Genomic DNA, 12,811 nt, shown 5'->3' on the forward strand with positions numbered 1-12,811 from the left:
TGAGTTAACCCTTTTGGCTACGAGTTTCGAGAAAAATCATGAAATCGATTATTTTGGCGTCAACTTCAACATATCGACAAGCCCTACTAAAAAAACTGGGTTTGCCTTTTTTAGCCGTGGCTCCCAATATTGATGAATCGCCCATATTGAATGAGTCCGCTCAGGCTTTGGTCATGCGTTTGTCTCATGAAAAGGCCAACGCACTCTCTGTTCAATACCCTCAGCATCTGGTTATTGGTTCTGACCAAGTCTGTGTAATTGGAAATAAAATTATGGGCAAACCGCATAATTTTGATAATGCCTTTCAACAGCTTAAATCCGCTTCCGGCAATAAGGTCACTTTTTATACTGGCTTATGTTTGCTAGATAGTGAAACAGGTAAGTTTAATGTCGAGTGCGAACTGTTTCATGTACATTTCAGGCAATTATCTGATGAGGAAATCACTAATTATTTACTTAAAGATGAACCTTATCAGTGTGCTGGGAGTTTTAAATCGGAGGGATTAGGGATCAGTTTATTTGAACGTTTAGAGGGGCGAGACCCTAATACATTAATAGGGCTTCCACTTATTTTATTACTCGAGATGTTACGTCAACACCAAGTCAACCCATTACTTAGTCGATAATTTAGTCGCTAAATATTTATACTGGCAGGAAAAACCTGCCAGTTAATTAAATGACTTACTTTTCTGCTTTACGGCTACGCAGTATTTTTAGGCAGTGGTTCAACTGGTTATCTAATGGCGCGTTCAATCGCATCTCTTCACCCGTTTTAGGGTGCGTAAATTTCAGTGCGCTCGCATGCAAAAATAAACGATTTAAACCTGTGCCTTTTAGCTGGCTATCAAATTGCTTGTCACCGTAACGGTCATCGAACGCAATTGGATGCCCTGCATAGAGGGTATGTACGCGAATTTGATGGGTACGTCCTGTGACGGGGCTCGCTTTTACTAAAGTTGCATTGTCAAAACGTTCTTCCACTTTAAAACGCGTCTCTGATGGTTTCCCTTCACTACTCACTTTAACGACACGTTCACCACTTTGTAGAATATTTTTGAGTAGAGGCGCTTGGACAACTTTCATGTGTGACTGCCAGTTGCCTCTTACTAATGCTAAATAATCTTTTTGCATTTGTTTCAAACGCAATTGTTCATGTAGCGCTCGAAGTGCTGATCGTTTTTTAGCCACCAATAAAATGCCAGAGGTGTCTCTATCAAGACGATGAACTAATTCGAGAAAACGTGCTTCTGGACGCAATGCTCTCAAGCCTTCAATCACACCAAAACTTAAACCACTTCCGCCATGAACGGCTGTACCAGAAGGTTTATTCAACACTAAGAGAACGTCATCTTCAAATAAGATGCAATTCGCTAACGCTGCGACCTTATCCAGTTTGGCTGAAACTGGGGCTGTTTCACGTTCAGCAACCCGAACAGGTGGAACGCGGACTTGGTCCCCTTCTGCCAATTTATATTCAGGCTTTGTCCGCCCTTTGTTAACACGCACTTCCCCTTTGCGGATAATGCGATAAATCATACTTTTTGGGACACCTTTAAGTTTAGCGAGCAAAAAGTTATCGATACGTTGCCCAGCTTCGTCATCACTGATGTCTATAAATTGAACTTGATTTTGTGTATTCATTCGGGAATGCGTTAACTCTAATTGATTAAAATATGCTCTTATTCGCTTTCTCTATCATACCGACTCCACAAAATTTTTTATCTTTTTTTTTAATTTGGTTATTTTCTGCATGATTAATCCTATTTCTAAATAAAATTTCCATATAACTTCCTTATCAACTTGCTATAATGCTTATGGCAATGGAATAATATGAAGTTGCTGAGATGTTTAAAAACGAAAGTTTACGTTTTATAGGATTTCTTATTTGATGGCGTAACAATGCAGCAATGGCGTAAGACATTTAGCAACATCAAATAAATTAGCGAGCAACGAATTTTGGCTTATTGGGTTAGGAACTTCCGTTTTCTTTAATAACTTACGGCATCCTGATTAAGAACGCTGAATTTTTAATCTAAAAATCAGGTTCACCGAATACTGCGCGTCTCTATACGAACGACTGCCGCGAGGCAGACGGTTTTGTAAAAATCACGAGGCCATCGGTTTACAGTAGCTCTTTCTTTCGCTGCTCTTTATTTAAAAGAAAATAATGAGTAAGTAATAACATGAAAAGAATGCTAATAAACGCAACTCAACAGGAAGAGTTGCGTGTTGCCCTTGTTGACGGGCAACGCCTCTATGATTTGGATATTGAAAGTCCCGGTCATGAGCAAAAAAAGGCCAATATTTACAAAGGTAAAATCACCCGTATTGAACCTAGTCTTGAAGCCGCTTTTGTTGATTATGGCGCTGAAAGACACGGTTTCCTTCCTATCAAAGAAATCGCTCGTGAATACTTTCCAAGCAACTATCACTCCCAAGGCCGTCCTAACATTAAAGATGTGTTAAAAGAAGGCCAAGAAGTTATCGTTCAAGTGGATAAAGAAGAGCGTGGTAATAAAGGGGCGGCGCTAACAACCTTTATTAGCTTAGCCGGAAGTTACCTCGTTTTAATGCCAAATAACCCACGTGCGGGTGGTATTTCACGCCGTATCGAAGGTGAAGACCGAACGGAGTTAAAAGAAGCGCTGTCTTCTTTAGAGATCCCCGACGGGATGGGGTTAATCGTTCGTACCGCGGGTGTGGGCAAATCTGCAGAATCTCTGCAACAAGATTTGCTCTACCGTTTACGTCACTGGGAAGCAATTCAAAAAGCCGCTGAAAACCGCCCTGCACCTTTCTTGATCCACCAAGAAAGTAACGTTATCGTTCGTGCATTCCGCGATTATCTACGCCCAGATATCGGCGAGATCCTAATCGATAACCCGAAAGTTGTTGAAATGGCACGTAACCATATCGAAGCTATCGGCCGTGGTGATTTTGCCAGTAAAATTAAGCATTACAGTGGCGATGTTCCACTCTTTAGCCATTACCAAATCGAGTCACAAATCGAATCTGCGTTCCAACGCGAAGTCCGTTTGCCATCAGGTGGTGCATTAGTTATTGATACCACTGAAGCGTTGACCGCTATCGATATCAACTCCTCACGTTCAACACGTGGTGGCGATATCGAAGAAACTGCGTTCAATACTAACTTAGAAGCAGCTGATGAAATTGCACGCCAATTACGTCTACGTGACCTAGGTGGTTTGATTGTTATCGATTTTATCGATATGACGCCAGTTAGGCATCAACGTGAAGTGGAAAACCGCTTACGTGAAGCTGTGCGCCAAGACCGTGCTCGCATTCAAATTGCACGTATCTCTCGTTTTGGTTTATTGGAAATGTCACGCCAGCGCTTGAGCCCTTCTTTGGGTGAATCCAGCCATCACGTATGCCCTCGCTGTTCAGGAACAGGAACCATTCGTGATAACGAATCACTTTCTCTGTCTGTTCTTCGCCTTATTGAAGAAGAAGCGCTGAAAGAAAATACCCATGAGGTACATGCGATTGTCCCCGTACAGATCGCCTCTTATCTACTTAACGAAAAACGCAAAGCAGTCAGTGATATTGAACAACGTCAAAGCCATGTTCGCGTTGTTATTGTCCCGAATGACCAAATGCAAACCCCTCACTTTCACGTGATCCGTATCCGTAAAGGTGAAGAGGTCAATACTTTAAGCTATAACTTAGCCCAATATCACGAAACAGAAACTTTAACGCAAAGTGATGAAACTGCTGCTGAGCGTAAAGTCCCTGAGCAACCTGCAATTTCTGCTTTTGCACTGCAAGAACCTGTTGAAGCCTCTACAACCGTTAAATCAAAAGAAGCCTCCACAAAAACACCTGTTAAACCAGCAACAGCACAACCTGCACAACCGGGTTTATTTAGCAAAATTGCTGCTTTCTTCAAGAAACTATTCGGTGAAGAAGAAAAAGTGGTGGAGAAACCTGCACCAAAAAATCGCCAGAATAATGATCGTCGTCGGAATAATGAACGTCGCAATAATAATCGCCGCAATAATAATCGTCGTGACCGCGATGATAATGAAACTCGCGATAATCGTGACAATCGTGATAACCGCGACAATCGCAATAACCGCAATACGTCATCGGATGATGCGAATAATCGTAACAAAGGCCGTAATAATAAAAATACGAGCCAACACGATGAACAAACAACTGAGACTAGCAATCGTGACAACCAGCAGCAACGTCGCGAACAACGTGCCGAGCGCCGCCGTCGCCAAGATGAAAAACGTCAACAGCAAGCGGCTAAAGCGCAGCAAGATTCTCAACAAAATAATGTCGAAGATGCGGTGGAAAAGGAAGAGGAACAGCGCCCTGTCACTCCTCGTCGTCAACGTCGTCAATTGACACAAAAAATCCGTGTTACTGATAGCGAGCAAGTTGTTGCTCCTGCTGAAACAACACCTGAAATAACGCCTACGCCAATTGCTGCATTGCCTGCCCCAATTGCACCTGTGAGCCAAACTGAAGGTGAAGTACAAACTGAAGAGCGTCAAGAATCCGTGGCTCAAGTTGATGGTGAAGAAAAACAAGATACCATCATCCCACGTCGTTCTCGTCGTTCACCTCGTCACTTGCGTGTCAGTGGTCAACGTCGTCGTCGCTACCGTGATGAGCGTCATTTAACTAAATCACCAATGCCATTAATCGCTGCCGTTGCCTCACCAGAGCTTGCGTCTGGCAAAGTATTTATTCATTACCCGATTGCTCAGCCTCAACAAGAAAGCATGGCAATCATCACCAATGAAGAAATGCTTGAACAACAAAGTGTTAATGACGCTTCTGTAGCTGAAACCTCAAATGTTACCGCGTCACAAAGTAGTCTTCTGCCTATCGTTACAGCGGCAGCGGTTGAAGTTGCTCAGCCAGAACCAGTTGTAGCACAAGCTGTGGAGCCTGAAGTCAAAGCTACTGTCATTGAGCAACCTGTCGAGGTAGCCCCTGTTGAAGTTGATGCTGTTGAAGCAACTCAACCTGAACCCCTGACTGAAGAAACGGTTGAAGAAGTCACTGCAGATGTCGTTGCTCCAGCTGAAACCGTTAAATTAGATACAGCAGAGCCTGTCGTAATTGAAGAAGCACCTGTTCATACTGAAATCGTCGAAGAAGCATCCGCTCCTGAGGTTATCGTTGAAACAGTAACAGAAGCTCCTGAAGTTAAAGCGATTGAACCTGTTAAAGTGAGCGAGCCAGCAGCAGTAACCAGCTTACATAAACGTCATGCTTATTCTCCAATGACAAAAGCGCCCGCACCTGCAAGTGCTGCTGCGCCATTTGAGATAACAGAGTATCAGCGTGAAGCCTCAACCTTTGAAGGTAAAGGCGGCGCAGGTGGTCATGTTGCTTCAACCGTCGCAACTTCTGAAATGGCGAAACCAGCCAACTTCTAATACGCGACAACGTTAAATATTTAAGCCTTGCTGGGAAACTAGCAAGGCTTTTTTATTACAATATAATTTAAAAATTTCATCACCTCGTCGTTTTTTTACATTGTATTCTCACCCAATTCATGTATATATTACTGTGTTTTTGTACAGTTTGTTTATAAAGAAAAGGGAAATCCATGTTAAAAGTCATTGCGGAAGATTTTATTAAAACTGAGGCGATTGAAATAGTTATGCCTCTATATCGTGAATTAGTCGCAGCAACCAAGCAAGAACCTTTATGCATCAGCTACGACCTTTACGTTGACCAAAAAGACCCGGGGCACTTTATTTTTATCGAGGAGTGGCCGAATCAAGAAGCATTAGATATCCACTGTGCTAGTGAACATTTCCAGCGCCTAGTTCCGCTCATAAATAGCTATAAGCGGTCGGAGCCTATTATCAAACTGATGAATGGTGCGTTTGAATAAGCATTCCGCTAAATGAGGCCCTAGGAGCATACATAAGTATATGACTAGGGCGAGTGTGCGACGCCAACAACGCTATAGTTCTAAATAAATACAATCATATCAATCCTCTAAATAGTTCGGTCTGTCGCTAGGCGGCAAGCTAAACGAGGCCCTAGGAGCATACGTAAGTATGTGACTAGGGCGAGTGTGTGAAGCCAACAACGCGACAGGCAAAAATAGGATGAGGACGTTTGTGCGATGCCGACAACACTTATAACCCTAAATAAATACAATAATATTAATCCCCTAATAATTCTAAATAAAATACAATTATATCAATCCTCTAAATAGTTCGGTCTGTCGCTAGGCGGCAAGCTAAACGAGGCCCTAGGAGCATACATAAGTATGTGACTAGGGCGAGTGTGTGAAGCCAACAACGCGACAGGCCGAAATATGACGAGGATTTTTAGAACCAAGGAGCTTGGATCATCACCGAGCCATAAAACAATGCTCGGCCGGCTAACTCTCCGCTAAACATCGCCAACATTATCAATACAAGTAAGAGTGCGGACGGTCGCTCCTTATATGCTTTCATCACCACAATGCATGGCAATAGCATACTCATCACTACCTGCCACCACAGCAAGTAGCTCCCGCCTTGGCTTGCAGGTAATTGTAAACGAATAATCTGTGCAATTAATACCAATGCAACGCCTATCAGCACGCCAACTTTAATAGTCGAGGGTAATGCCTTTTCTTGCCCAATAACAAATAAGGCTACTAGACTAAAACCAAGGACAATTGCACTGCCTATAAACGCGATTTGGGTTGCAGGTGTATGCCATAATGGGTGAGCGACCATTTGATAATAGACCTGTGCCGTGACCAATATAGCGGATAATCCACCAATTCCACTTACCCAGCCTAATATCGTGTTGCGCATGTTTACTGTGGGTTGCAACCAGCAAGATAGCGCCCATAACGTAACAACGCCGTTTAATAATACAAATGTCACGGCCTCACGGCTTAACCATGAATGGCTTAACCCCAGAACGGAACGATAAGCTTCGAGAGGCACGCCTAAATGGCCCATTGACATCGTTGACCCGACAACTTCAATCAGCCATATCAATAACACTGCGCGACGTAATGCAGAACCTGATAATAAGCGCTCCTGACTGGCCTTCATTTGGTAAATGGTTAATGCGAGAACAGCGCCGACTCCCCATTGGCTCATCACCGTGAAAAATACCAGAGGGAGTTCCATATGTTTAATATCCATGATCAGTCCTCCATCCCAATAATCACAATATTTGGATGACTAATTGTGTGATCGGGCATGTTATAACGTTGCTCCAGTACCGCCCAGTTTGTCGTGTGCTTTTTACGTAGCTCGGTAATATCACCAAACTCAATAGCGCCCGTCGGGCAAGACTCCACACATCGTGGCAATAAGCCTTCATCTAACCGTTCTGCGCACATATTACACTTACTGGTTTTTCCTTCTGCTGGGTCAAAGACAGGGGCATGATATGGGCAAGCCATGATGCACATCTGGCAGCCGATACATTTTTCATGATCTTGAACGACAATACCGTCCGCCCGTTTGGTATAAGTATCTGCTGGGCAAACTTTTAAACATTGTGGGTCATCACAATGATTACAAGACATCGTAATAAATGCTTGGGTATTCGGTGAATCATCATTAAATTCACGAACTCGGCGCCACAACACACCCGGTGGCGTGACATTTTCAGATTTACAGGCCATTGAACAAGTGCGGCAACCATAACAATCTTTTGTGTTGATCAAAAAACCATATTGCTTGACCATGATTAAGCCTCCCTTCTGACATCAACTAGCGTGCTATTACAGCAGTGTCCTGTTCCCAGGTGTTCAACTTGGTCATTCGTGACATGGCTGCTACTTCCCCCCTGCTGTTCCCACCAGCCGTTATCTAGCGAAATTACGCCTTTTTTAATATGCGTAGTTACCACCGCAATGGCTCTGTGTTCGCCTCGGTCATTAAACGTAACCGCCCATTCCCCATTCTTAATGCCTCTAGATTTAGCATCTTCTGGATGGATTAAAACATTTGGCTGGTTTCGTTGTACTTCAAGGATCCATTCATTCATTCCATGACTTGAATGCACACTACGCGCTAACTTGCGCTGAACCGCCATCAACGGGTACTTTTTGGCTAATTCAGGTGAACCTTTAACAGACTCCGTCACTTGGTAGTAAGCGACAACAGGTGAAAAGTTTTTCTTTTGCCAATCTTCAATAAACAGGTGCGCTTTTTGGGTTGATGTCCTAAAAATACCGTCTTTGAATGGTATCCAATCCCCCTCGACTGGGCGCACAGGGCCTTTTTCTAACATTTGGCGCGTGATACCAGAACCGACTAAACAGGCGTCAATATAGTGCTCTATGGGTTTATTGAATACGTCTCCAAAACCAAAACGTTCCGCTAATTGGGCAAAAATCCAATAATCGGGTTTTGCCTCACCCGCGGGCTCAACCGCTTTTTCCATTAATTGAACATATTGGCTACGTACACCTGCCATCAAACTGGTATCTTCAAAAATCGTGGTAACAGGTAGAACTAAATCTGCATATAACGCCGTCGAACTCATTAAGTTATCCGCCACAACCACAAACGGGACTTTCTTTAATGCTTCGCGTACCTTATTTGTGTTTGGTAATTGGGTCATTACCCCCATGGTCATGATCCACCAGAAATTAATCGGATGCGGTTTTTCATTGACAATAAAATCACCAACTTTCGCAACAGGAATAGGCGGGATATTTTTCACATTCGGTGCGGGGGGAACGATTGGACTAAATTTAGCCATTTGTCGAGCACCGCCAGCATCGCAAACACCCGCCCCTCGTTTTCCAATATTTCCAGTGAGTAAAGCGAGATAGAACTGACTAGCGGCAACATAAGCCCCATGTTCTGTGCGCTGAGCGCCGGACATATTTTGTACAATCATGGACGGTGTAATAGATGAGTAATCACGAGCAAGGCGGACTATCGTTTCCACAGGTACGTCTGTTTCTTCACTGACGCGAGCCACATCCCAACCTTTCGCTTGCTGATAAATTTGTTCAAAAACCGTGGTGTAACCCAAGTTATCAGGGAGTTCATGTTGGAAAAGTGCCGGTTTAATACCCGATAAATCATGGCGAACTAATTGTTTGCTTAATATATCGAAAACTAAATAGCTGTCTTTATCATCTTCATTTTGCCTAACTTGTTTTTGGTCTGCATCAACCAAATAGACAGCACCGGTATGAGCTCTGAGGAAATTTTCATCTATCCGATTTTCTTCAATGATAATTTTGATCATGCCTAAAGCAAGCGCAGTATCTGTCCCTGGAATAATTGGGATCCACTCATCGGCTTTTGCTGCGGTTTCATTAAAGCGCGGGTCAATAACCACTAATCGAGCGCCATTCTTTCTTGCTTGGTTATAATTTTTAAAATAGGCTTGCATCGTAACCGCTGGGTTATTCCCCCAACACAGGATATAACGGCTATCTGCTATCGTATCGCGGGTATCGGCATACCTCAGGCCGAGCATTGGGATCATGGCGGCTGTTACAGCAGAACAACACAGTGAGCCTGCTTGTTTCGTTGCCCCACCTAAATAATCGAAAAACGCCTTCCCCATATCATTTTTAATCGAGTCCATGTTTCCGGCATGAGTCGAAATAAACAACCCTTCATTGCCATATTTATCGATGGTCTCTCTGATATTTTTTTCAATAAGATCCAATGCCTCATTCCAACTTATTGGCTTGAATTCTGCTTTACCTTTTTCGCCTACTCGCAGTAAAGGTGTTGTGATGCGTTGATCATGATAGACCCATTTAGTTCGGCTCATACCTCGCAAGCAGCATTTAACATTAAACCCATCCGTTGCTTGAATTTTCATCAGCTTACCTTGATAGGTATATGCGGTTAGGTTGCAATGTAAACACTCCATTGCACAAGTTGAGCGGAATGTTTTGTAGTCCGACAGTTTTAGCCGCACTTTGGGTAAGGGTTGATTACTGTTACCCTGTGCATATGAACAGGGTGCAATACTTGCCAACCCGACAACACCAAGCCCTTTGAGCAGAGTTCGGCGCTTCAAACGTAGTGTATTTATAGTTTTCATTATAGTGAACCTCGACATTGCCTTTATAAGTACACTATATATATACCCCACTCACCAAAGATGAACTTGAGTAGTATCAATAATTCTATCTATTTATAGGTAATAACGCGTTACCGCTTTAGGGTTATCTTTTTGCTTTATCGGGTCGTTAGCAGCGCAAGACAACTCATGGTAAAATACGAGGACTTGTTAAACTGAGGTTTATGTATGTCTACTCTGCAAGGTGTTAATTCTGTTGATATCGCTGTAAGCATTTTAAATTATATTGCTCAAAATGGGGGCATTGCGCGCGCAGCAGATATTTCAAAAGGTTGTGAGATATCGAAAAGCCGTCTACATAAATACCTAGTTTCACTATGCCGTACACAAATGCTGTATCAGGATATTCAAACTAGTCGTTATGGATTAGGTCGTAATTTAGCCTTCTTAGCCAATTTTGTTGAGCCTGAAGACTCTTATATCGACACCATTAATAATAGTTTGATTCAATTTCGCGATGAACAAAACGTCTCAACGGGTATTGCCACCCGCCTAGGGAAAGCACTTTCTTTAGTTAAATATAATCGCAGCTTCAAAAATATTGAAATTGACTTTTTACCTAACACCCCATTACCTGTCGTAAAAAGTGCTGCAGGGCTGGTTTATTCCGCATTTGATAGCCAATTTGGCTCGAATTCATATTCACAAGACGAAATAAACAAAGTTATCCAACAAGGCTATGCAATCCGTTACCGGCCGACAGAAGGTATTCCCGGTGCACAATCTATTGCTTGTCCTGTATTTAATCGCGAAGGCCAACTTGTTGCGGCAGCAGTAACGATGGGATTTATTGCAGAAAATGAAATGGAAAAGTTGGCAACTTCATTAATCAAACAAGTTAGCCGGTTAAATTTATAATAACTACACGTGGCCGATACTATCGACTCCAGCTATAAACTATAGCTTGAGTCAACGGTTCCAAATAAACCAAGCAAAAAATAAAGCCGAGCTTTGAAGTATCCCACTTTATGGAAGCACTTCAGTTACCTCGGCTTTATAAATTCATTACTTCACATCGATACGAGGCAATTCGCCCATTTCTTTGAGTTTTTTAGATATTTCACGACGCTCTTTAGAGAGCTCTGCGTTCTTAATAATATAATCATCAACGCGATCATCGTAATCGCTACGCATATTCGCAATAATTGCCTGAATATCTTCAATCGACATGCCTGGTTTTATATATTCACTCAAGTTATCCAGCAGTAAAACACGCTTCTGGTTATCACGAATTTTTTTCTCATTGTCGGTAATTTCACGACGAATTTTATTTTTGCGACGAAACATACGCACAAATTCCAGAACATTTTGGAAAGACGGCTTGTTAGCGTTGTCCATGTTTAAAACCCTCTAGTCAATATTTAAAACGCATTATCTATTAACACAATACATTCTAATCCTATCGTGTTACAAGTCCGTTTGGCATATTTATCAAAATATTCCACTGTAAATTGATTTCGCCTTACACTTTTACGACCAAATTTTCGGCGTGATCTTCATGAAATTTATTTATTTGTTCTTTCCCTTTGATTTATGGGACACCAGCCCATCACCTCTGAGGCAAAATGCAGATAATATCGTCGTAATAATCACAAATACTCCCATAACAAGATAAGTATGAGCAAAACCAATTTTGTCATACCCCCAGCCTGCTAATGGAGACAAAAGACTTGCAACAACAGAACTCATGCAACTAAAACCAACCAAATAAAGTGTCGATGATAAACGCTTATCAAAATGAAGACTGTTATATTTAAAAATTGCGACTAAAAGAATTGGGAGTTCAACGGCATGCAGTAATTTCATTATCGATATCATAATTGCACCATCAGCTAAGCCTGACCCCATAATGCGTAACGCCATGACTGAACTAGCAAATAATAATCCATTTTTAGCACCGATACAGTTGACGATAAATGGCGCTATGAACATGCCTCCCGCCTCCAAGAAAACCTGCAATGAATTTAGATAACCGTACATCTCATTACCTAATTGTTCACTTTGGAACTGATGAACAAAATACACCATAAATTGCTGGTCATAGACGCTGTATATGCAGGTTCCTAATACAAATAATATTAAAGCCCAAAATTGAGGCTGCACAAATAATTGTAAAGCATCTTTCACCGTTATGGCGGAAGGCTTACCGTGTTCAAGACGATTATAAGCCTCCGTATTTACTGTTTTTAATCTCAATAAAATAACTAAAAATAATAAGCCTGAAACGGTTGCCATAATAAAATTGTAGTCGGCGTTTACGTTAATATTGCGTCCAGCAAAAAACGTTGCAGTGGCCCATCCCTGTGAGCCCCACATCCTCGCTTTTCCATATTCAAAATTATGTAATCGGCTGACCCGTTCAGTATAAGATTCAAGTACACCAATCCCTGCGTGAAAGGTGATGCCAATAAACAAACCACCGATAATACTGCCTAAAAGTACATTCCATTTTAACAGCGTACCGAAAACCATAAAAAATGGCCCTGATGAAATTAGCAGTACGGCAATAAATAGCAGTAAATTTTTTCGTAAGCCTAATTTGTCCTGTATAAATCCATAAAGTGGCTGAGCGCAAAGCGCCACAATTGAAATGCAAGAGAAAATAAACCCCGTATCTGCGCCATCTAAGCCAACATATTTACGCAGCCAAATTGCGACGACAGAAAATATTGATGACCACGTGAAAAAGAAAAAAAACAATAATGCACTCAACGAGGCATAACACTGTTTTGACTCACGCTCCATA

The 12,811-nt window shown here is 42.2% G+C and carries 10 protein-coding genes; 4 read left to right on the forward strand and 6 right to left on the reverse strand.

The genetic code is table 11. The features are described 5' to 3' along the window. Window positions 1–38: 38 nt before the first annotated feature. Window positions 39–626 (forward strand): Maf family protein, encoded by a 588-nt coding sequence (locus M1E86_RS11080; protein WP_125891208.1) that lies wholly within the window; start codon window positions 39–41, stop codon window positions 624–626. A 55-nt stretch (window positions 627–681) separates the two neighbouring features. Here M1E86_RS11080 and rluC read toward each other — a convergent pair whose 3' ends face one another. After that, window positions 682–1,641, reverse strand: coding sequence for a 23S rRNA pseudouridine(955/2504/2580) synthase RluC (gene rluC / locus M1E86_RS11085; protein ID WP_213912583.1), 960 nt, complete (start codon window positions 1,639–1,641; stop codon window positions 682–684). Window positions 1,642–2,183: 542 nt separating this feature from the next. Between rluC and rne the strand changes: the two genes are divergently transcribed. Both rne and M1E86_RS11095 read left to right on the forward strand, forming a co-directional pair. Continuing rightward, window positions 2,184–5,417, forward strand: a complete 3,234-nt coding sequence (gene rne, locus M1E86_RS11090) for a ribonuclease E (RefSeq protein ID WP_426099089.1) — start codon at window positions 2,184–2,186, stop codon at window positions 5,415–5,417. A 173-nt stretch (window positions 5,418–5,590) separates the two neighbouring features. Beyond that, window positions 5,591–5,881 carry a putative quinol monooxygenase gene (locus tag M1E86_RS11095; RefSeq protein WP_125891211.1) on the forward strand — a complete coding sequence of 97 codons (291 nt, stop codon included), beginning with the start codon at window positions 5,591–5,593 and terminating at the stop codon, window positions 5,879–5,881. 445 nt (window positions 5,882–6,326) lie between these two features. Here the strand turns inward: M1E86_RS11095 and M1E86_RS11100 are convergent, their stop codons facing one another. From M1E86_RS11100 to M1E86_RS11110, 3 genes are read right to left on the reverse strand one after another with little or no spacing between them, the layout of a single operon-like run. Further along, the gene (locus M1E86_RS11100) at window positions 6,327–7,142 is read right to left on the reverse strand and encodes a dimethyl sulfoxide reductase anchor subunit family protein (protein ID WP_213912581.1); all 816 of its coding nucleotides are present in this window, start codon (window positions 7,140–7,142) and stop codon (window positions 6,327–6,329) included. A gap of 2 nt (window positions 7,143–7,144) precedes the next feature. Beyond that, window positions 7,145–7,693, reverse strand: coding sequence for a 4Fe-4S dicluster domain-containing protein (locus tag M1E86_RS11105; RefSeq protein WP_004911860.1), 549 nt, complete (start codon window positions 7,691–7,693; stop codon window positions 7,145–7,147). A gap of 2 nt (window positions 7,694–7,695) precedes the next feature. Next, a complete protein-coding gene (locus M1E86_RS11110) occupies window positions 7,696–10,026 on the reverse strand; it encodes a molybdopterin-containing oxidoreductase family protein (protein WP_125891213.1) in 2,331 nt (776 codons plus the stop codon). Window positions 10,027–10,233: 207 nt separating this feature from the next. Here M1E86_RS11110 and M1E86_RS11115 point away from each other — a divergent pair, with 207 nt between their 5' ends. Beyond that, window positions 10,234–10,923: a helix-turn-helix domain-containing protein gene (locus M1E86_RS11115; RefSeq protein ID WP_125891214.1), complete on the forward strand. Its 690-nt coding sequence runs from the start codon at window positions 10,234–10,236 to the stop codon at window positions 10,921–10,923. A 147-nt stretch (window positions 10,924–11,070) separates the two neighbouring features. Here M1E86_RS11115 and tmaR read toward each other — a convergent pair whose 3' ends face one another. Next, window positions 11,071–11,403 carry a PTS system regulator TmaR gene (gene tmaR, locus M1E86_RS11120; protein ID WP_004253179.1) on the reverse strand — a complete coding sequence of 111 codons (333 nt, stop codon included), beginning with the start codon at window positions 11,401–11,403 and terminating at the stop codon, window positions 11,071–11,073. Between the two features lie 171 nt (window positions 11,404–11,574). Next, entirely contained in the window at window positions 11,575–12,810 is a 1,236-nt protein-coding gene (locus M1E86_RS11125) for an MFS transporter (protein ID WP_426099090.1), read from the reverse strand. Window position 12,811 lies beyond the last annotated feature (1 nt).

Source organism: Providencia sp. PROV200 (assembly GCF_049901995.1).
Lineage (GTDB): Bacteria > Pseudomonadota > Gammaproteobacteria > Enterobacterales > Enterobacteriaceae > Providencia > Providencia rettgeri_E.

Excerpts from the sequence above, each read along its gene's own strand:
- M1E86_RS11080 (WP_125891208.1), top strand. The coding sequence starts at position 39 with ATGAAATCGATTATTTTGGCGTCAACTTCAACATATCGACAAGCCCTA.
- rluC (WP_213912583.1), bottom strand. The coding sequence starts at position 1,641 with ATGAATACACAAAATCAAGTTCAATTTATAGACATCAGTGATGACGAA.
- rne (WP_426099089.1), top strand. The coding sequence starts at position 2,184 with ATGAAAAGAATGCTAATAAACGCAACTCAACAGGAAGAGTTGCGTGTT.
- M1E86_RS11095 (WP_125891211.1), top strand. The coding sequence starts at position 5,591 with ATGTTAAAAGTCATTGCGGAAGATTTTATTAAAACTGAGGCGATTGAA.
- M1E86_RS11100 (WP_213912581.1), bottom strand. The coding sequence starts at position 7,142 with ATGGATATTAAACATATGGAACTCCCTCTGGTATTTTTCACGGTGATG.
- M1E86_RS11105 (WP_004911860.1), bottom strand. The coding sequence starts at position 7,693 with ATGGTCAAGCAATATGGTTTTTTGATCAACACAAAAGATTGTTATGGT.
- M1E86_RS11110 (WP_125891213.1), bottom strand. The coding sequence starts at position 10,026 with ATGAAAACTATAAATACACTACGTTTGAAGCGCCGAACTCTGCTCAAA.
- M1E86_RS11115 (WP_125891214.1), top strand. The coding sequence starts at position 10,234 with ATGTCTACTCTGCAAGGTGTTAATTCTGTTGATATCGCTGTAAGCATT.
- tmaR (WP_004253179.1), bottom strand. The coding sequence starts at position 11,403 with ATGGACAACGCTAACAAGCCGTCTTTCCAAAATGTTCTGGAATTTGTG.
- M1E86_RS11125 (WP_426099090.1), bottom strand. The coding sequence starts at position 12,810 with ATGGAGCGTGAGTCAAAACAGTGTTATGCCTCGTTGAGTGCATTATTG.